The organism is Streptomyces sp. NPDC002643 (assembly GCF_053592555.1).
Map to the genome: position 1 here is coordinate 246,273 of NZ_JBSFVY010000011.1, position 19,385 is coordinate 265,657.

14 protein-coding genes and 1 pseudogene are annotated in these 19,385 nt (G+C 72.2%); 13 read left to right on the forward strand and 2 right to left on the reverse strand.

Annotated elements, in window-relative coordinates; all coding sequences use genetic code 11:
* Positions 1–95 precede the first annotated feature (95 nt).
* The 12 genes from ACWD4G_RS19100 (at position 96) to ACWD4G_RS19155 (ending at position 15,563) form a co-directional block, all read left to right on the forward strand.
* Positions 96–1,250, forward strand: a complete 1,155-nt coding sequence (locus tag ACWD4G_RS19100; protein ID WP_451294794.1) for a macro domain-containing protein — start codon at positions 96–98, stop codon at positions 1,248–1,250.
* A 144-nt stretch (positions 1,251–1,394) separates the two neighbouring features.
* Positions 1,395–1,607 carry a hypothetical protein gene (locus ACWD4G_RS19105; protein ID WP_451294796.1) on the forward strand — a complete coding sequence of 71 codons (213 nt, stop codon included), beginning with the start codon at positions 1,395–1,397 and terminating at the stop codon, positions 1,605–1,607.
* On the forward strand, positions 1,604–2,374 hold the full coding sequence (locus ACWD4G_RS19110; RefSeq protein WP_451294798.1) for a vWA domain-containing protein: 771 nt from the start codon (positions 1,604–1,606) through the stop codon (positions 2,372–2,374). Before ACWD4G_RS19105 ends, ACWD4G_RS19110 begins: the two co-directional genes overlap by 4 nt.
* Positions 2,371–3,213, forward strand: coding sequence for a protein phosphatase 2C domain-containing protein (locus tag ACWD4G_RS19115; protein ID WP_451294800.1), 843 nt, complete (start codon positions 2,371–2,373; stop codon positions 3,211–3,213). Before ACWD4G_RS19110 ends, ACWD4G_RS19115 begins: the two co-directional genes overlap by 4 nt.
* 2 nt (positions 3,214–3,215) lie before the next feature.
* Positions 3,216–4,268, forward strand: coding sequence for a protein kinase domain-containing protein (locus tag ACWD4G_RS19120; RefSeq protein ID WP_451294802.1), 1,053 nt, complete (start codon positions 3,216–3,218; stop codon positions 4,266–4,268).
* Positions 4,265–4,978: a 4Fe-4S single cluster domain-containing protein gene (locus tag ACWD4G_RS19125; RefSeq protein WP_451294804.1), complete on the forward strand. Its 714-nt coding sequence runs from the start codon at positions 4,265–4,267 to the stop codon at positions 4,976–4,978. The genes ACWD4G_RS19120 and ACWD4G_RS19125 overlap by 4 nt, the downstream gene beginning before the upstream one ends.
* Positions 4,975–6,438: a hypothetical protein gene (locus ACWD4G_RS19130; RefSeq protein ID WP_451294806.1), complete on the forward strand. Its 1,464-nt coding sequence runs from the start codon at positions 4,975–4,977 to the stop codon at positions 6,436–6,438. The genes ACWD4G_RS19125 and ACWD4G_RS19130 overlap by 4 nt, the downstream gene beginning before the upstream one ends.
* Entirely contained in the window at positions 6,435–8,636 is a 2,202-nt protein-coding gene (locus ACWD4G_RS19135; protein ID WP_451294808.1) for an AAA family ATPase, read from the forward strand. Before ACWD4G_RS19130 ends, ACWD4G_RS19135 begins: the two co-directional genes overlap by 4 nt.
* A 4-nt stretch (positions 8,637–8,640) precedes the next feature.
* On the forward strand, positions 8,641–10,317 hold the full coding sequence (locus tag ACWD4G_RS19140; protein WP_451294810.1) for an Hsp70 family protein: 1,677 nt from the start codon (positions 8,641–8,643) through the stop codon (positions 10,315–10,317).
* Positions 10,318–11,505: a TRAFAC clade GTPase domain-containing protein gene (locus ACWD4G_RS19145; RefSeq protein WP_451294812.1), complete on the forward strand. Its 1,188-nt coding sequence runs from the start codon at positions 10,318–10,320 to the stop codon at positions 11,503–11,505.
* Positions 11,506–11,560: 55 nt separating this feature from the next.
* On the forward strand, positions 11,561–14,011 hold the full coding sequence (locus ACWD4G_RS19150) for a GTPase-associated protein 1-related protein (RefSeq protein WP_451294813.1): 2,451 nt from the start codon (positions 11,561–11,563) through the stop codon (positions 14,009–14,011).
* Between the two features lie 7 nt (positions 14,012–14,018).
* Positions 14,019–15,563 carry a TRAFAC clade GTPase domain-containing protein gene (locus ACWD4G_RS19155; RefSeq protein WP_451294815.1) on the forward strand — a complete coding sequence of 515 codons (1,545 nt, stop codon included), beginning with the start codon at positions 14,019–14,021 and terminating at the stop codon, positions 15,561–15,563.
* Between the two features lie 13 nt (positions 15,564–15,576).
* On the opposite strand, the pseudogene ACWD4G_RS19160 reads toward ACWD4G_RS19155, so the two are convergent.
* A pseudogene (locus tag ACWD4G_RS19160) lies at positions 15,577–16,927 on the reverse strand (alpha-N-acetylglucosaminidase TIM-barrel domain-containing protein); the annotation flags it as partial.
* Between the two features lie 133 nt (positions 16,928–17,060).
* On the opposite strand from ACWD4G_RS19160, the gene ACWD4G_RS19165 reads away from it, so the two are divergent.
* Positions 17,061–17,522 carry a hypothetical protein gene (locus ACWD4G_RS19165; RefSeq protein ID WP_451294817.1) on the forward strand — a complete coding sequence of 154 codons (462 nt, stop codon included), beginning with the start codon at positions 17,061–17,063 and terminating at the stop codon, positions 17,520–17,522.
* A gap of 85 nt (positions 17,523–17,607) precedes the next feature.
* On the opposite strand, the gene ACWD4G_RS19170 is transcribed toward ACWD4G_RS19165, so the two are convergent.
* Positions 17,608–19,203 carry a DUF1996 domain-containing protein gene (locus ACWD4G_RS19170; protein ID WP_451294819.1) on the reverse strand — a complete coding sequence of 532 codons (1,596 nt, stop codon included), beginning with the start codon at positions 19,201–19,203 and terminating at the stop codon, positions 17,608–17,610.
* Positions 19,204–19,385: the final 182 nt, after the last annotated feature.

Here is a 19,385-nt window from a genome sequence, read left to right on the forward strand (position 1 = left end):
GCCCCGCCGCCGCACCGAGGCGTCCTCGCGTGCCGTGCCGCCACGCCTGACCGCCGCCTTGTCCCGGTGTGACCCGTGGTGCCATCGTTGACCGTATGGCACCACGGTCCATTGACCACACGTCAATCCTCGTGGATCTGCAGACGGTTCGGCGGGCGGGACTGCTGAGGCTGCGCGACCGCGAGCTTCCCGCGCTGGAGTCGGCCGCGGCCTCCGTGGCGGGCGCACGCACCCGCGAGGGCGCGGTGGAGGCGCTGCTGCGCCGGGCGGTCGAGCGGCTCGACGCGGGCACGCTGCGCACCGCCGCCGAGTACACACTCGGCCTGGCCCAGGGCACCCGCGACTGGCCCGCGTCCTCCCGCAGGGCCCGCGCCGCCGAGGTGTACCGGGTGAGCGAGGAGCGCTTCCGCAAGCACCACGAGGTGATGGTGCTCGGGCAAGTGGCCGAGCACATAGTGGAATTGGTGGAGGGCGGCGAGGAGCCGGGGGAGGAGGACTGGGAGGGCGTCACCCACCGGACGGTGGAGGTCCTGGCCGGTGACCGGACCGCGCGCCTCACCCTCCACATCCACCCCGTCGACCTGCTGCGGGACGTGGACGTGGTGGTCGCCCCGGCCAATACCCACTTCGCGCTGCCCGAACCGTACAAGTCCTCGGTCTCCGCCTCGCTGCGCCGGGCCGCCTCCGTACGCGGCGTGACCGGTGACCTGCTGGACGACCCCGTCCAGGACGCGCTGCGCAAGTGGGCGGCCCGGCACGGCACTTCGGGACGCCCGGTGCTGCCGGGCACGGTGGCCGCGACCGGCTCGGGAGCCATGGCCGCGTACGGCGTACGCCGGATCTACCACGCGGCGGTGGCCGTACCCCGGGCCGGCACCAACGACTACGACGTGCTCCCCGCCGATGTCACCCGCGCCACCTCGCGCGCCTTCGCGCTGCTGGCCGAGGAGTACGACCGGCACACCCCGCCGCTGCGCTCGGTGTGCTTCCCCCTGCTCGGCTCCGGGCGTGGCGGGCTTCCGTACCGGGTGAGCGCGGCCGCCGTGTGGAGCGCCGTCGAGGCGGAACTGGCGCGCGGGGCGCGCTGGGACGTGCACATCGTGGTCCGCACCCCGGAGGCGGCCCGTGTCGTGGAGCGGATACCGGCCAGGACCCGCCAGGGCCAGGTGCGTCAGGCCGGGACCGGCCCGGAGCGTCCGGCCAGGACCCGCCCGGGGTGCGACCAGTCGCCGCCCGGCCGATCCGATTGACTGAAGAGGCGGGCCGCTCAGGCGGGGTGCCCGGGGGAGCCTTTCCTCCCTGGGCGGCCCGTGCTGGGAGCCGCTTTCGTCGATGCGGTGTCAATTCTGCTGAGGAATGGGAATGTTGGTACCGACGTCACATAGTGTGTCCGTATGACCAGGGGGATGGTTGAGTGGGCGCACGGCTGCGCGGGTCGCACGGTGACCTGGCCCGCCCCGGACCTGTACGTACTCGTCGACGGTGTCCTGCTGCGCATGCTTCCCGAGCCACCCGGCCTGCCGCCGGGCACGGCCGTCACCGTGCGCCACGACCCTGGACGGCAACGGCTGGTGGCCCACGCCGACGCCCCCGGGGCGGCCGAATGAGCGTCCACCGCATCGAGTTCGGGTCCGGATACGAGGAACGGCAGCCCGTCGTCCTCCTCCTCGACACCTCCGCGTCCATGGGCCGCCCCGAGGAACACCCGAGGATCGACGAACTGAGCGACGCGCTGACCCGATGGTTCGACGGGGTCCAGGCGCAGGACAGGCTGCGCACCCGGGTGGAGGTCTGTCTCATCACCTTCGACTCGGTGGTGCGCGTCTACGACCCCGGCCCCGGCCGCCTGGTCCCGGCCGACGAGGCCGACACCGACCGGCTCTTCGTCCCGGCGGACGGCATGCGCCCGCCCAAGCTCCGCGCCCAGGGCATGACCCGGCTGACGGACGCGGTGGAAACGGCCCTCGAACTGGCCCGCGCCCGCTACCACACCCTGCAGCGGCAACGGGTTCCGGTCCGGCGCCCCTTCCTGTGGGTCCTGACGGACGGTGCGCCGAGCGACGCCGAGGGCCGCCCCCTGGACGCGAAGGCCCTGGCGGGCACGGCGGGACGGGTGCGCCGGGGCGAGGAGCGCGGGGAGCTGGTCTTCCAGGTGATCGGGGTACGCGGCGCCGACCTGCCGATGCTGCGGGAACTGGCCCCGAAGGCCACCTCACCTCTGGAGAACCTGGACTTCGGCCGGATTCTCGACCTGCTCTTCCAGAGCACCGACGACAGCAGCCCGGACCAGGACGCGGACCTCATCCACCAGCAGGTGGGCGACCGCGCCGCCCGGCTCGCGCGCATGGAGAGACTGGAAAGGGACCTCCAGTGATCATCGCGGGCGCCTCCGTCCAGGGCACCGCCCATCTCGCCACCGGGCAGGGCTGCCAGGACGCGTTCAAGGCGATCGACCTGGGCGACACGGCGGTACTGGCGGTCGCCGACGGAGCGAGCAGCCGTGACCGCAGCGCCCTGGGCGCCCACATCGCGGTCGACGCGGCCTGCCGTCTGCTGACGGAGGAGCCACCGGACGCGAAGGAACCACCGGAGGCGTGGAGCCGGTGGATCGCGGGGCGCGCGAAGGGGGTGGTCGAGGAGTACCGGAGGGCGGTGACGGGGGTGTTGGGGGTGTCGGGGTCGCTGGGGTCAGCATCGGGGGCGGCGGGATCACCGAATACGCCGGGCGCCTCGGAGACATCAGGCGCAGCAGCCGCACAGGACCCCGGCGCCTTGGCGGCCACCCTCGCCGCCGCCGTCGTACGCCCCCCATGGGTGGCCTTCCTCTCGCTGGGCGACTGCTTCGGCACGCTTCTCACCCGCGACGGACGCTGCCATCTGGTCCTCCCTCCACCCACCGCCCCACCGGTCTTCCTGTCCTCGCCCGGCGCGGCGTTACGCGTCCGCACCTTCGTCGTCTGGGAACCGGAACTCGACGGGGTCTTCCTCGCCACCGACGGCTGCGCCGCCCTCACCCTCGACCACCCCTCCGTCCACCGACTCCCCCCGGAGGCGGGCCCCTTACCGGCCGAGCGCTTCTTCCTCGGACTCGCCGCCACGCTCCGCGAGAACCACGGGGACGCCGAGCCCCTTCGCCGCCGGCTCTCCGGGCCGGAGGCCGCCCGTACCGGCGACGATCTGACCGTCCTCGGCGCTCTCGTCGAAGGGAGGTGACCATGGGACTGACGGTGGTGTCCGGCAGCGGACACACATGGCGGCTCACCGAGCAGATCGGCAGCGGCTCGGAAGGGTTCGTGTACGGCGTCGACGACGCCCGCCCGCTCGTCGCGAAACTCGTCCCCGACCCACCCGACCCCGAGGCCTACCGGCGCCGCGTGGCCCGGCTGGTGCGCCAGCGCCGTGAACCCCGCACCGTGGGCCTGCTCTCCGGCACACCCGTCCGGCTGGCCTGGCCGCTGGTCTCGATCCGCACGGCCGACGGCGACGACCCGGACCGCGTCGACGGCTATGTGATGACCGACATGCGCCACGCCTACCAGCCGTTCAGCCACCTCCTCACCACCTCCGCCCGCCGCACCCTCCTGCCCCGGGCGACCTGGGCGACCGCCCTCCACGCCGCCCTCGCCCTCGCCCGGCTGCTGGGCGAACTGCACACCGAGGGCTATGTGGTGGGCGATCTCAAGCCCGACAACCTCTGGGTCGACGACACCGGCCGGATCGGTATGGCGGACATCGACTCCTGGCAGTTCACGGACGGCCGCGAGGTCTTCCCGGGCCGGATGCGCACCCCCGGCTACACCGCCCCCGAACGGATCGGCGCCCCCGCCGGCACCCCACCCGACACCGCCTCCGACGACTTCGCCCTCGCCGTCCTGATCCACCAACTCCTCGTCGCCGGACTGCACCCCTTCGCCGGCCACCCCACCGACGGCGGCCACTATCTCTCGTACGACGACAACGTGCTGCACGGCCGCTGCCGCGTCGTCGACCGTACGTCGGTGCTGCTGCCGCGCTCCGTGCCGCCCGCCGATCTGCTGCCGAGACGACTCACGGAACTGTTCAGGTCGGCGTTCGCGCGCACGCGTCCACGCCCCACGGCGGTCAAGTGGGCAGCGGCCCTCGCCGCCGAGAAGGCCCCCGGCCGACTGAGGCGGTGCGCGGTGAACGCCCGCCACATCCACACCGTGGAACGACCGTGGTGCCCCTGGTGCGACCAGGCCGAGCGGGGCACCGACAGCTACCCCGGCGATCCCAGGGAGGCGGCATGACGACGACCGGGCCCAACATCCAGCCGCACTCCCGGCCCCGCCCGGACGGGAGGGACCCCCACCGGGGCGAAACCCTCCTGTCCGTCGCCCGGACTCTGGACCACTGCACGGTCCTCGGACCCGGCAGCCGCGCGGTCATCTGGGTACAGGGCTGCCCGCTGCGCTGCCGGGGCTGTGTGGCCGCGGAGACCCTGCCCTTCGAGGGCGGCACCAGCCGATCGGTCGCCGAACTCACCGAATGGCTCTGCCGGTTGGACGGCATCGAGGGCGTCACCTTCTCCGGCGGCGAGCCGTTCAGCCAGGCCGGAGCACTCGCCGAACTCCTCGACGCGGTACGGGAGCGGCGCCCGGACTTCGGCGCGATGGCGTACTCCGGCTTCCGCCACGAGGCACTGCGCCGCGGCGGTCCGGACCGGCTCGCCCTGCTGCGGCGGCTGGACCTGCTGGTCGACGGGCCCTACCGGGCGGCACGGCACGGCAGTCTGCGCTGGCGCGGCTCGGACAACCAGCGGCTCATCCCGCTCACCGACCGCTATACGCGGGTCCTGGCCGAGCCGGATACGACCGCCGGGATCGAACTGTCGGTGGAGGCCGACGGATCGCTGTCCTGGGCCGGGGTGCCACCGACCCCCGGGTTCCGGGAAAACCTTGAGGAGCGGCTCGCGGCGCGGGGGTTCGTGCTGCACACCGAGGCACGGAGGGAACGATGAGCGGATCACCGAAGTACAGCAGCGTCCGGGTCGGCGCCCAGTACGCCCAGCGGGAGGCGGCCGAGCGCCGACGCCGTGCCGAGGAACGCCGGGCCAGGGAGCGCCGAAGGGCCGCCGAGCGGGCACGGCTGGCCCAGGAGGCCGCCGCCCGCAGGGAACGCGCCCGCGCCGAGACCGAGCGGCGCCGGGCCGAAATCGCCCGCAAGGAAGCCGAGTTGGCGGCCCGTCGGGCGGCCGAGCGCGACGCCCGGCTGGACCGGGCGAGGGCCGAGCAGAGCCGGGCCGACGAACGCGGCCTCGACGAGGTGCGCGAGCTGATCGCCGAGGCCCAGCGCTCCGGGGCCCGCGCCGACACCGGTTCCCTGGAGCGGCGGTTGGCCGAACTGCGCGAGCGGGCCGCCCGTGGGGAGCGACTCGGCGACGCCGTGGAGGAACTGCGCGGCCGGGTCGTGAGCCTGGAAGCGCAGACGGCCGGCAACCGTACGGATGACCGCGCCGGAGCCCTGGCCGCCCTGGAACACCGACTGGCCGCCACCGGCCCGGACGGCGCCGCCCTCGACGCGGACGGCCATCGGCACTGCACCGAACTGCTGGACCGACTGCGCGCCGCCACCGGCCCGGACCAGCGGGTCCGCTTCGAAGCCCTGCTCGGCACGGTCGAACACGCCCTCGCCCGGCATACGGCGACGGTCACGCAGGTGCGGGAGACCGCCGAGCGCCAGGCCCTCGCGGAACAGCGGCGCGAGACGGCGGAACGCGAACGCGCCGAGGCGGCCGAAGCCCGGGAGGCGGCGGAGCGCGAGCGCGCCGAGGAGGCCAGGGCCGCCCTGGAGTCCGCCCTCGCGGAGGCCGCCGAGCGCCTCGACGTCGTACGCCCGGCCGCCGAGGGCGTGGTGGACACCGCCGCCGATCTCGGCGACCCGGGCCTCGCCGACGAGATCGGGGACGCCCTGCGCACCGTCACCGAGGCGCTCACCGCACGCTCGGCGACCGAGGCCCTGGAGGCGATCGCCGAACTGGAACGCCGACTCCCCGACGCCGAGGGCCGGTTGGACGAACTGGAGCTGGCCTATCAGCGGCGCCGGGACCTGGTGGAGGCGCTCCGCGACGCCATGACCGGCGAGGGGTTCGCCTTCGAGGGCGGCGAGGACGAGGGCGGCGGCTTCCGGCTGCACTTCACCCGGCCGACCGGGGCGACGTACGAGACCACGGTCACCACCGAGGACGACGGCACACCCGTACTCGTCTACCACGTGGAGGGCGAGCCCGATGTGACGCTGTACGCCGACCGGGACGAGGCGGTGTGCGACACCACCGAGGCGCTGCTGGAGCGGGTGCACGAGGCGCTGGGCGGCGACGACGGCTTCGTACCCGGTGAGATCACCTGGGACGGAAAGCCGCCGGGCCGCCGGGCCGAACCCCTGCCCCGCACCACCTCCTGGACGTGGACGGCACCGTGAGCACGATCGACTTCACCAAACGTGGGAGCGGTGAGAGCGAGGACGGCACCGGGCCCGTCACCGCCGACGGCATGATGCCCCTGTGGACGGTGTCCCTCGGCTGGGAGCTGCGGCGCGGCCGACAGGTGATCATGAACGGGCAGATCCGGGACCGCTGGTGGTTCGAGGACCGGCCCGCCTCCTTCCAGGAACTGGTCGCCGGGGTGCTGGAAGCGCGCGGCGCCGATGTGGTGGGCTGGTGGGACCCGGTGGCCGGACTCACCTTCCCCCTGCCGGGCCACGCGGAGCGCTTCGCCCAACTGGAGGCGAACCGGCCGCGGAGGGCCGACAGGAACGGCGGGCGGGGCGGCCCCGGCGACGGCCGGGGCGTCGTGCCCGGTGGCCGGGGGACCGTTTCCGATGGCCGGGGGGCGTTCGCCGACGGTCGGGGCACATCCCTGGATGGCCGGGGTGCACCCGAGGACGGCCGAGGCGCCGTCCCTGGCGGTCGGGGCGCATCCGCCGACGGTCGGGGCACACTCGGGGACGACCACGGCGTACCCACCGACGCCCGGCGGCAGCCCGATGCGCGCGCCCGGCGCGGCGCCGAACGCGAGCGGGACCGCTCCAGCCTGCTCTCCCCTCGGTCGGGCGGGCCCCCGCGCGCCTTCGACGACGTGGTCGCCACCGTCCACCGGCTCGCCGCGTCCCCCGACGCGGCCACGGCCTTCGTCTTCCAGGACATCGACCACCAGCTCCCGCCCGGCCAGCCGGAATCGAACGCCGGCTACCTCCGGCTGCGCGCCGCGATGACGGACGCCGTGACCCCCCACCAGGCCCGGGCGGGCCGCCGCCCGCACGCCCGCAACGCCGTGCTGTGCGCCGTGGGCGACATCGGCCGGCTGCCCGGCTGGTTCCACCTGGAGGACCCCCGGATCGCCGCCCTGCACATCGGCCCACCGGACCCGAGCGAGCGCCGCCTGTGGCTGACCTGGCTGCGCGGCGACTTCAACGGCGCCCCGAACGCCACACGCCACGACATCGAGACCCTGGTCGGCGCGACCGACGGCATGTCCGGCTGGGACATCGACGCGCTGGCCCGAACCTCATGGCTGCGCGACGCACCCCTGCAGAAACCGGACAAACTCCTGGAACTGCACCGGCTCAATGTGAGCATCGACCCGTGGACCCAGCTGGACCGGGAGACCGTCGCCCGCGCGGCCCACGTCCTGGGCACCCGGGTGGTCGGCCAGTCCAAGGCCGTCGACGCGGTGGCCGCCGCGCTCCAAGCGGCCTTCGTGGGCGTCGACTTCGGTGGCTCCGGCACCGCCCGCCCCCGGGGCGCGTTCTTCTTTGTCGGCCCGACGGGCGTCGGCAAGACCGAACTCGCCAAGGCGGTCGCCGAGTTGATGTTCGGCGACCAGAGCGCCTACGCCCGCTTCGACATGAGCGAGTACCAGCAGGAACACGCGGCCGAGCGGCTCGCGGGCGCACCCCCCGGCTACATCGGCCACGAACAGGGCGGCGAGCTGACCCGCAGGGTCCAGGAACGGCCGTTCAGCGTCCTGCTCTTCGACGAGATCGAGAAGGCGCACCCACGGGTACTGGACAAGTTCCTCCAGATCCTGGAGGACGGCCGCCTCACCGACGGCCGGGGCCAGACCGCGTACTTCTCCCAGTGCCTGATCATCTTCACCTCCAACACGGGCGCGGAGGCCGTCCAGGGGCTGCTGTCCGACGGCGACGACGAACTGCCGTACACCGCCCTGGAGGCACACTTCACCCGGGCCGTGGAGGAGAAGTTCCGGGCGATCGGCCGACCGGAGATCTACGGTCGCCTCAAGCCGGGCGTGGTCGTCTTCGACATGCTGCGCCGCGCGCACATCGTGAAGATCGCCGACCGGCTGCTGGGCCAGCTCACCGAGTCCGTCCGCGAACGCCACCAGACCGAGCTGATCCCCGACACGGCCACCCTGCACCCCTGGATCACCGAGCGCATGAGCGACCCGGAGCACCAGGCGTACGGCGGCCGCCAGATCCGCAACGAACTGGAGCGCCTGCGAGCGGCCGTGGTCACCCACTTCCTGGCCCACCGCCCGCCCCCCGGCAGCAGAATCCGGCTCGGCATCACCACCGACGGCACACCGTGGGTCAGGCCCGAGGACGCAAACCCCCAGCCAGAGGACGGGAACGGCAGGCCCGAGGAAGGGAACGGCTGAACACATGCTCGGTATCGCCATCGGCCACCGCGTCGCCCGCGTCGGCCGACTCGACCCGGAAGGCCGCCCGACCGTGACGACGGTGGACCTGGCCGAAACGGACGGAGTGACCGACCCCGCCACCGCCCTGACCACGCTCCTGGCCGGAACCACCGCTGAGGAGGCGGTGCTCGGCCTGCCCGCGTCCGCCGACCGCGAGGCCGATGCCCGCCTCCGCCGCGCCGCCGAGGACGCCGGCCTCCACGTCAACCGCATCGTCCCGGAACCGGTAGCGGTGGCCCTGCACTACGGCGCCATCGACGAAGGCGTACACCGCACGGTCCTGGTGGTCGACCAGACCGGGACGACGGTGGACCTGACGGTCCTGGCCATCACCCCGGACTTGACGGTACGGATCGTCACCACGCACACGGAACAACTGGCCCACGACCACGCCCTCGCAGCGGTGGCCCGAACCCTGACGGACACACCCCCGGACGCCGTACTCCTCTCCGGCGACCTGTACACAACCCCCGCCCACCACACGGCCATCGAAGCCCTCCCCGAGGCCCAGGGCCTGACGGTCCGCTGCACCACCCCCGAACTGGCAGTGGTAAACGGCCTCCTACTCCTGGAGGACTTCGGCCTACTCCGCATAGCCACGGGCCCAGCGCCGACGAGCACCCACTTCCCCCCACCCCTGGAGGACCCCGAACCAAGACCAACTTTGGAGGAGGGAAGCGCCCCAAAGGGGCGCGGGGAACGGCGCGAGCAACCCCCACGCTCCCGCACCGAACAACCCACCGCAACCACCCCAAAGGGGCGCGGGGCTGAGACATTTGCGGCTCCGCCGCGTGGGCGCGAACAACCCCCACAGCCCCGCACCGAACCCCCTCCCGAAACCACCCCACCCCTCATCCCCACCCCCAAACCAGAACCCGAATCCCAACCCGAACCAGACCCCCACCCCAACCCAGATCCCCACTCCCACCCCCAACCCACAACACACCCCCACCCGGATTCACCCCCCACCCTCCACTCCATCCCGGTGACCCAACTCCAATACATCCGCCGAGACGACCACCTCCTCCTCCTCTGGGCCTGGCCCGACTCCGCCCTGACCGCCCGAGTCCGCTGGCGCCGCGAGGACACCACCGCGACCGCCGGCGACACCCCCCGCAACGGCGACATCCGCTGTCAGCGGAGGGTGTACGAACACGACGGCGGCCTGAACCTCCCCCTGGGCCGAGGCGCGATCACCCTCACCGTCGAGGCCCTGGTCCCCGACCAGGGCCGCAACGGCACCGTCGACACCGAGGGCGCCGCCACCCTGCGCATCCCGGCCGAACCCCCCATCGTCGAGTACGAACCCACCTTGCGCCGCCGTCTCACCGGCACCCGCGTCGCGACGGTCACCTTCACCGCGAGGACCGGCTGCGACCTCCCCGCCCTCCGGATCGTCCACGGCCTCGGCCGCTACCGCCCCACCAGCACCGCCGACGGCACCGTCCTCCACGAGGTCCCCGCCCAGCGACTCCCCGCCGGCACCCCCCTCACCGTCGAGTTCCCCCTCCCCAGCACCAAGGGCCCCTCCTGGCTCGTCTGCTTCCCGGTGGACGCCCCCGACTCCGGCCCCGACTCCGACACAGAACGTGCCATCGACATCCGCCCCACGGCGCTGCACCGGCTGCGAGTGACCTGAATGGCCAGAAGACTCACCTGCCCCTACTGCTACGAGACCTTCGCCGCGCGGGAGATCCGGTTCCGCTGCAACAGCCGGCTCAGCCGCACCCGCAAGCAGTGCGAGCGCCGCCGCGACCCGGTCCTCGACGAACGCTTCGGCAGACGCCCCAGCCATGACGTGGGCCCGGACTTCGCCGCCGACGGCCGCAAGTCGACGGCGGTCTGCCCGGACTGCGACGGCGAGACGACCTACCGCATCTGCCCGGTCTGCCACGTCGAACTGCCGGTGCAGTTCGGGATGGTGGAGAACCGGCTGATCGCGATGGTGGGCGCCCGCTCCTCCGGCAAGACGATCTACATGACCGTCCTGCTGCACGAGATGCGCAACCAGGTCGGCGAGGCCTACGGCGCCTCGCTGATGGGCCTGGACGACACCACCATGCGCCGCTACAGCTCGGAGTACGAGGACCGGCTCTACCGCGACCGGCAGATGTTCCCGCCCACCCAGACCGCGACGACCAACGCCAACCGGGTCGAACCGCTGGTGTTCAGGTTCGGGCTGCGCCGCAGGACGCTGTTCGGGGAGCGGCCGCAGCACAGTGTGCTGTCGTTCTTCGACACGGCCGGCGAGGACTTCAACAGCCGGGAGAGCGTGGAGCTCAACACCCGCTATCTGACCAACGCGGACGGCATCATCCTGCTGCTGGACCCGCTGCAGATGCCCGGCGCCCGGGACAACGCGGCACCCGGCACCGCGCTGCCCAACGCGGACGGCATCGACCCGCCGATCAACGTACTGAGCCGGGTGAGCGGCATGCTGCTGGCCGCGCGCGGCGGCAAGGCGGCGAAGATCGACACCCCGATCGCGGTGGTCTTCTCCAAGATGGACGCCTTCTGGCATCTGATGGAGAACGGCAGCCCGCTCCGCTCGCACGCCCCCGCACGCGGTCGCTTCGACGTCGGCGACAGCCTCAGCGTCCACGAGGAGGTGCGCCAACTGCTCAAGGAGTGGGACGGCGTGCCCATCGACCAGTCCCTGGAGAACACCTTCGCCCGCTACCGCTACTTCGGTGTCTCCGCGCTCGGCCGCAGCGCCACCTCCGAGGCCCGGGTCGCCGACACCGGCATCCAGCCCTACCGGGTCGCCGATCCATTGCTGTGGCTGCTGAGCGAGTTCGGTTCCGTACCGAAGACGGGCCGCGGATGAGGGGCCTGGAAAAGCGGGGCCTGGGAGTGAGGACCCTGGGAGTGAGGGGCCTGGGATGAAAAGTTTCCAGCAGCTCTACTACACGTCCTGCGACCTCGGCCTCAGCGGTTCCTCCGGCTTCCAGTTCAACGCGGTGAGCGAGCAGGTCTCGGCCGAGACCCGGCACCGGGTGGAGAGCCTCGCCGGGTACGAACCGCCGCGCTCCCTGGTCGAGTCGGACGCCCCCGAGCTGCTCGCCCGCTGCCCGGTGAACCTCTGCCACGCCCCGGGCCGGCCGGGCGGCGCCACCACACTGTGCGTGCGGTACGTCGGCCGGGACTCCGCGCGCCGCTTCGGGAACTACTTCGCCCACGCCCTGTACACCGAGGGCGAGTTCACGCCGGACAGCGGCGGCCTGCTCGCGATCGAGCTGTGGGACTCCCCGGTGTGGACCGCGCGAGTCGCCGACACGACCGAGATCCCGGAGCTTCCCGCACCCCTGCCCCGCGGCCCGCTCTCGCCCCGCTCGGCGCGTGAGTTCCTGCGTGCGCACCCGCACGCCGAGCAGCTGCCCGCGCTGCTGGCGGCGGTGTTCGCGGCGCTCGCGGAGGACGGCTCGGTGGTGGTGATCGACGACACGACGGACCGGATCGCCCACTGGTTCGCGACCGTCTCCTATCTCCTGCCGCCCCCGCTGGCCCGCACTCTCTCCTTCGCCACCTACCTGTTCCGGCCCACCCGCAGCCGGCTGCATCTGATCGGTACGGTGCCCGGGGCACACCCCGACTTCGGCCCCGACGACGAGGAGTCGTACACCGTCTTCGACTTCTCGGCGGGCCGCTTCCCCGAGGTGGTCCCCACCCACCATCTGGTACGGCTGCTGACCCGTATCGGGGTCGGGTCGATCCGCTCGGTGTGGTCGTGGACGGCCGAGTACACGCACGGCCAGGAACGGGCGCTGGGCGACTGGCACGCCCCGGTGGCGGCGGCAGCGGCGGCCGGCGGCACGGCGCTGACCGACGCGGACGTCCGCGCGGTGATCGACTGGCTGCCCGGCGCCGGTCATCTCGGGCCGCGCCGGGCGGCGGTCGCGGCGGACCTCCACCGGGAGCACCGGGGCCTGGACGACGATCAGCTCGCGGCGCTGAGCGCGGCCGCCGAGGCGGGCGGCGACACGGCACTGCACCAGGAACTGGAGGGCAAGCTCCACCAGTCCCGCATCCGCGCCTATGTGACGGGCGCGGAGAACGCCCCGGGCCCGGTGCCGATCACCCACCCCGCCGAAAGGGAGCGGGCCACCGCCCTGTGGCAGCGGATGCTCGGGGAGGCCACCACCAGCCGTCAGCGGGTACGGCTGCTGCTGTGGGCGGTGGGCGCCCGGCTCGTCCCGCCGCCGGAGCTGCTCGCGGCCCAGAGCCTGGACCTGGCCCGCACCCTGCTCGGCTCCTCCGACGCGGGCCCCGGTCTGCGCGAGGAGGTGGCCCGCCTCGTCCACACCCTCCCGGAGTTCAGGGCCTCCCTGGCGACGGCGGTGCACGAGGTGCTGGACGAGCGGGGCGGCCAGGAGCAGCTGTTCGCCCAGTTCCCGGCCCAGTTGCTGAACGAGCGGGACCTCGACGAGCGGCCCCGGCTCCTGGAGCACTACTGGCGTGCGCAGGCCGAGCGGGAGCCCGCCCGCACGGTCGACCTGCTGTTCCGCATCCTGGACGTGCGCGGCCAGGCATCGCCGGACGCGGAGCTGTTGCGGGGGCTGTGGCGGCAGCCGTCCCCGGCCTGGACGTACGAGGAGGCGACGGAGATCGCCCGTCGGCTGCCGTCGGACCGGCCGGTGGACGAGGCGGTCGGGGAGTGGTTCGACCGCGCGGTGAAACAGGAGGTCCCGGACGAGCCGGGCCTACGGGCCCTGCTGGTGCTGTGCGACACGCTCACCCCGCCCGGCCGCTACGCCTGGCTGCGGCCGGTCACCCAGGAGTGTGTGCGGACCACGCTCGGCCTGGACGCGGCCCTGCGCGAGGCCGCCGAAGCCACCGCGCTCGCCCGCGAGTTCCGCATCCCGCAGATCGGCGCCTGGGCGGCACCCCGCGCGCTGAAGCGCCACCGGCTGCTCCCCGCCATGCTCCGGCTGCCCGCCGACCCGGCCCGGCTGCGCACGGAGATCGGGGAGTTCGGCTTCTCCCTCGCCGACCGCTATCTGCGCGCCGTGCACCAGGCCGCGATGACCGCGGACCGGGTCGACGACGTGCTGCTCAGCCATGTCACCGGGGTGATCGCGATCAACGACGAACGGGTCCCACTGCCCCAGACACACCAGGAGATCGTCCAGGTGCTGCGTCTGCACACCGCCCAACACTGGCGGGCCGAGGACCTGGAACGCCTGGCCCGCGCGCTCCGCCCCTACGACGCGGGGCTCGCCAAGGCCTACGAGGGGTACGCCGAAGCCCGCCTCGGCCGTATGAAGAAGTGGAGCCGCAAACGCGGCCGACGGCGGTCCCCGTCCCCCGACAGCCCCCGACCGGACGAGGGGTGACCTCCCGATGGACGAAATCCTGCTCTTCATCCTCGTCCCCCTGGCCTTCCTGGCCCTGCTCTCGATCTATCTGTTCTTCGCCCCGGCGATCGCCGCCCTGCGCGGAGCCGCCCTGGTCAGTGAACTGGTGTGGCGCTACTGCCAGTTGCTCGACGGCGTACTGCGTCGGCGGACCCCGGAGTTCGTGACCCTCCCGGCGTTCAGCCCCGCCGACGAACTGGCCCACCGCAACTACTTCTTCGGCCCCGCCACCCGGGACCTGCGCCAACTCCTCACCCAGGGGCGGCGGCTGTACGTCCGCACGGTCGGCGACGCCTACCGCCGGGTGACCGCACGCCAGTTCACCGCGCCCTCCGTGCACCGATCCGTCTCGGTGCCGTACGGACTGACCCTCTATCTGGGCCTCGGCGCCGGGGCCGCCGTCGCGGTACCGGTGCTGGGCCTGCTCCTCGGTGCGCAGGCGCTCGGCGTCGCCCTGCTGATGGGCGGCGCCCGGCTGACCGCGTACACCCTGCGGGCCACCGACCGTACGGGGATGATCCTGCGCGGGCTGCCCCGGGGCATGATGTGCCCGAGCTGCTTCGAACGCGTCCCCTATCCGGCGTACGACTGCCCCCGCACGACCTGCCGACGTCGGCACTCCGACATCCGTCCGGGCACCTTCGGTCTCTTCCGCCGCCGGTGCGCGTGCGGTGAGCGGATACCGACCCTGCTGATGCTGATGGGCAGGGACGCCCGGCTGAGCGGCTACTGCGTGCACGAACACTGCGGCAACTCGATGAACCCGGACGCCGGGCACATGCCCGAGCTGATCCTGCCGCTGATCGGCGGCCGGGCCGCGGGCAAGACACAGCTGATGGCCGCGATGGTGAAGTCCCTGGAGAACGCGGCGGAGAACGGCGGAGAGCCGATCCGGCTCGCGGACCCCGAGTCGATCGCCAACCAGCAGGTGCTGAACGAGGTCCTGGACATCCAGGGCCACACCCGCCCCACCCAGAAGAGGCTGCCCCGCGCCCATTCGTTCGTGCTGGGCAGGGGCCGCGCCGAGCGGCTGGTGCATGTCTTCGACACGGCCGGCGAGCGGTTCCTCAACCGGGAGGAGACGGACGCGCTGCGCTACGCCAAGGAGGCCCGCACCTTCCTCTTCGTCCTGGACCCGATGTCCGTCGACGCGTTCTGGACCCGCCTCGACCCCGAGGGCCCCAAGGTGGACCGCACCCTGGCGTCGACGGTCGACCCGGAGGATGTGTTCTCGCGCTCGACGCAGACCGTACGCACGATGGGCACCCGCCTCGACAAGGCCCGGCTGGCCGTCGCCGTCAGCAAGAGGGACCTGCTGGCCGGGCAGCCCGCCCTGCTGCCCGACCGCCCCGACGACAGCGACACGACCCGGGAGTGGCTGTGCGAGCGGCTGGGCTTGCGGAACCTGGTGGAGACGATGGACCTGGAATTCGGCGAGGTCCGGTTCTTCTGCACGGCGGCCGTGGCGGACGAGCAGGGGCAGGTGGACCCGAGCATCGCGGCCTTCGTCCAGTGGTGTCTGGGGGAGTGAGAGCACCGCGCGGGTATCGAAGGGCCGCAGGCCCCTGCCTGACGACGTCGTACTGGTACGCGGCGCTGCCCCGCCGCCCGCTCGCCACCCCGAGCAGCCCGGCCAGCGCCGCGTCGAAGCGGCCGGGGTCGTACGTCAGGGTCCTCGGCGCGTACTCGGCCGCGCGATCGGCGGCCAGGTCCGGGCGGGCGCTGAAGAGCGAGTCATGCGGATCGCTGCGCTCGACGGCCCGCTGCTGGTACGCCGTGTCGTGCAGCGCCCGCCAGGCCCGCCGCGCGGAGTCGTCGCGCCCGCCGTACCGTCGTTCCACAGGTGGGCCCTGGCGCCGATCGTCGTACGGCCGCCGAAGTTGGGGATCGTGCCGAAGCAGTACGGGGTGCCGCCCCAGTCGCGTTCGCGGTCGGTGACGCAGGCGTAGCGGTCGGAGACGCCGTCGACGATCAGCATCTTCGAACGGTCGATGGCGTCGAGGAGAGCAGGTCCATCTTGAAGTGGGCCGCCTCGCCGAAGACGTCCTCCTGGTGGCCGTAGAAGGAGGCGGCCACCTTCGCGAACGCCTCCGTGCGCGGGTCCAGCCAGTCGGGCCGCTCGAAGCCGTGCCAGACGCCCTGCGGGACGACATGGGCGTCACCGCCGTTGCGCTCCACGAACTCCTTGGGGACGTGGCCGCAGTAGCCGGGCAGGACCGGGGCCATGCCCAGCTCCCGCAGCCGGTCGGCGATCCTGCGGCCCAGCGCGGCCCGGCGGGCGATCAGCTCGGGGGGAGAGGGGGCCGCCGTAGCCGGAGAGGTTCTGCAGCAGCCACCACGGCTGGTGCGAGGGGGCCGGGAGCCAGGCGCGGGACTCCTCGTCGGAGTAGCCGAACTCCTTCAGCACCCGGTGGTAGACCGCCTCCATCCCGGCGATGACCAGCACTTCGTTGCAGCCGTGCGCCGCCAGCAGATCCGAAGCGGTGGGGGGAGGGAGGTGGATCTCTCCAGGGGCCGGGCGGGCGCGGGAAGGCGGCGCGGGAGGTTCGACTGGCTGCCGTTCCAGGAGAGATGGGCGCCGCAGACGTACTTGAGGTACCAGTGCACCCCGGTGAGCAGGACCGCCGGTGTCGTCCCCGTCACCTGGATGCGCCCGGTGGTCCCGGTGACGCGGAAACGGTCGGTCGTACCCTGCCGGTCGACAAGGCGGAGCCGGAACTGGTCGGCGTGGCCGGGGAGCAGTCGATTGAGCGCTGAGCGCGTGGGAGCCGTATCGAGGGCAGGGCCCTGGCCGGGGCTCTCAGCGGCGTGGACCGGGACCGTCAGTCCCAGGGTGGTCCCGAGGCCGATGGCGCCGGCCGAGCCCAGCACCGAACGTCGCGACGGAGAGTCCATGGACGGAGAGTTCATGACCGCGTGCCCCCTGTGTCGACAGATGCGGCACGCTAACCGCAGCGACGGCTGTGCTCAACGGTGCGCACGGAGCTGGCGAGTTCATGTCGCCGGAACGGACCCGGAGGAACGACGGATGAAGATGACGCACAAGAGGCCCCCGGTGCGCGGGCTCGCCCTGGGCGCGGCCGGTGCCGCCGCCCTGCTGATGCTGACCGGCTGCGGCTCGGGCTCGGCCGACGAGGGCGACGCGATCCCCAAGACGGCGACCGGCACGCTGGAGTCCATCGCCGGCGAGGCGGGCTGCAAGCCGGACATACAGACGGACACCGACACGATCCGGCAGGCCCTCTGCACCAACAAGGACGGCGACTTCGACGGCAAGTTCGTCCTCGCCACCTTCGCCACCGACCGCGGCCAGGCCGAGTGGCTCGCCGGCGCCAAGGACTACGGCGGCTACTACCTCGTCGGCCGCAAGTGGGTCGCCGTCGGCGAGGAGAAGACGGTCTCCGGCCTCCAGAGCTCCCTCGGCGGGGAACTCCAGGAGGGCTCCGAACACATGAACCCCGGCGGCAGCCACAACAGCCACAAGAGCTGACCGGCGGTTCGCGGACCGCCCGGTTCCCGGACAAGCGAAAGCCGGCGGTGGGAATTCCCACCGTCGGCTTCCTACTGGTTCAGGACTACTGGCAGTCCTGCCCGCTGTTGATGCACTGGACCATCTGGTTCATCGTGTCCTCGTTGAAGAAGTTGATGAAGTCGTTGTGGTCCGTGATCGCCTTGTGCAGCTGGTCCGGGAAGGAGTCGATCGCGTACGCGTTCTGCAGCTGCCCGTTCTGGACCGACGGGGCCGGGATGTCGTAGACAAGACGGACCTGGAGCTGCGGGATGGCCTGGAAGCCGTTGGAGCAGCTGCCGTCCGCCTCGACGAAGTCGACGTGCGTACGGTGGTTGGCGCTGTCGATGTTCTGGCCGTCCCAGCAGCTCTGGAAGAACGAGGTACGGACCACGGAGCTGCCCTGCGGGCAGATCGGGTACTTGTCCGTGACCACACGGTCCTCGAAGCCGGTGCAGCTCCAGTTGGTGTTGGCGTTGCCGAGACCGTTCACGAAGGACTTGGCGTCACCGGTGATGATGCGCAGGGCCTGCGGCATCGCCACGACCTCGCTCTGCTTGTTGCCGACGAACTTCAGCTCCGCCTGGCTCGGCTCGACGATCTGGCCGACGTTGCCGTCCTGACCGCCACCGGGGGCGTTGGCGTCGATGTCGTTCTGGCCGTTCTGCAGACGGATGACCGGCCAGAAGTAGGAGGACCGGTCGCCCTGGTTCTGGCAGGTGGTCTGCGCGTTCGCCAGGTCCTGGTCGCTCGCGAAGGCGTTGTTGCTCTGGTTGCCGACGTAGTCGTGCTGGTGCTGGGCACCGTTGCTGACACCGGGGGCGACGATCACGTTGTCCGAGTTGCGGAGCTCGTTCTCGTTGGTGCCGCAGTTCGTGGTGAAGGTACCCGTCGAACCGCTGTCACCGTTCGCGGCGAGGCCGTTGCCGTTCACACCCTGCGGGCCGCCGTTCGGCTGCACCTGGTTGATGTCGATGAAGTCGTCCGCGACCGGACCGTTGCCGCCCTGACCGCCCTGGCCGTTGTCCTGGCCCTGGTCCTGACCGTTGTCCTGACCCTGATCCTGGCCGTTGTCGCCCTGGTTCTGGTCCTGGTCCTGACCGTTGTCGCCCTGGTTCTGGCCGTTGTTGTTGCCGTTGTTTCCCTTGCCACCGTTGCCGCGGCCGCCGAAGCCGCCACCGGCGTTGGTCGTCGCCTCGTCCACCTTGCCTTCGCAGGTGGCCATCTGCTCAAGACCCGACGGAACCTGACCGCCCGCGTTCCGGATGTTGATGCCGATCCGGTCGAGGGTGGCCACCCGCTTGGACTTCAGCGGGCTCAGAATGGCGTTGTTGACGTAGCCGGCGTCCCCCGCCTGCGCCTGGCGCGTGTCGGCGAGGCGCTTGTAGGCGTCGGTGACCTGCTGGTCCAGCAGTGCCAGCTCCTTGGCGACGCCCGCGCGCGCCCGCTGGGGCACATTCGTCAGCTGCTGACCGACGTCAGGGCAGTCGATGGTGGCCACCTGCGCGGAGGCCAGCGTGCTGTTCTGGTTGGACTTCGACTCGCCCGCTGAGGCGTAGAAGTTCGCCCAGACCAGCCCGCCGCCCGCGACCGCGAGCGCCGCGGATGCGGCAACGGCCCGAACGGCCAGCGGCGAACGTCGTTTGCGTGTGTTGCGTCCCATGGAACTCCTCTGACTTCCTTGCGGGGCATCGAGGCGCCCGACAGGAGTGAAGCGGCTCCATCCCATACGGAGGTCGTCACAGGAGTGTTCAGCCGACTCAGAAATTGGTGAGAGATTCGCGGGACAAACTGGTTTCAACTCCCCATGAAACACGGGGAGTTGTCGATCGAGTGCGGTACGTA

Bases quoted from the DNA above. Each gene is read 5' to 3' on its own strand.
- ACWD4G_RS19100 (WP_451294794.1), top strand. From the start codon at position 96: ATGGCACCACGGTCCATTGACCACACGTCAATCCTCGTGGATCTGCAG.
- ACWD4G_RS19105 (WP_451294796.1), top strand. From the start codon at position 1,395: ATGACCAGGGGGATGGTTGAGTGGGCGCACGGCTGCGCGGGTCGCACG.
- ACWD4G_RS19110 (WP_451294798.1), top strand. From the start codon at position 1,604: ATGAGCGTCCACCGCATCGAGTTCGGGTCCGGATACGAGGAACGGCAG.
- ACWD4G_RS19120 (WP_451294802.1), top strand. From the start codon at position 3,216: ATGGGACTGACGGTGGTGTCCGGCAGCGGACACACATGGCGGCTCACC.
- ACWD4G_RS19125 (WP_451294804.1), top strand. From the start codon at position 4,265: ATGACGACGACCGGGCCCAACATCCAGCCGCACTCCCGGCCCCGCCCG.
- ACWD4G_RS19130 (WP_451294806.1), top strand. From the start codon at position 4,975: ATGAGCGGATCACCGAAGTACAGCAGCGTCCGGGTCGGCGCCCAGTAC.
- ACWD4G_RS19140 (WP_451294810.1), top strand. From the start codon at position 8,641: ATGCTCGGTATCGCCATCGGCCACCGCGTCGCCCGCGTCGGCCGACTC.
- ACWD4G_RS19145 (WP_451294812.1), top strand. From the start codon at position 10,318: ATGGCCAGAAGACTCACCTGCCCCTACTGCTACGAGACCTTCGCCGCG.
- ACWD4G_RS19150 (WP_451294813.1), top strand. From the start codon at position 11,561: ATGAAAAGTTTCCAGCAGCTCTACTACACGTCCTGCGACCTCGGCCTC.
- ACWD4G_RS19155 (WP_451294815.1), top strand. From the start codon at position 14,019: ATGGACGAAATCCTGCTCTTCATCCTCGTCCCCCTGGCCTTCCTGGCC.
- ACWD4G_RS19165 (WP_451294817.1), top strand. From the start codon at position 17,061: ATGAAGATGACGCACAAGAGGCCCCCGGTGCGCGGGCTCGCCCTGGGC.
- ACWD4G_RS19170 (WP_451294819.1), bottom strand. From the start codon at position 19,203: ATGGGACGCAACACACGCAAACGACGTTCGCCGCTGGCCGTTCGGGCC.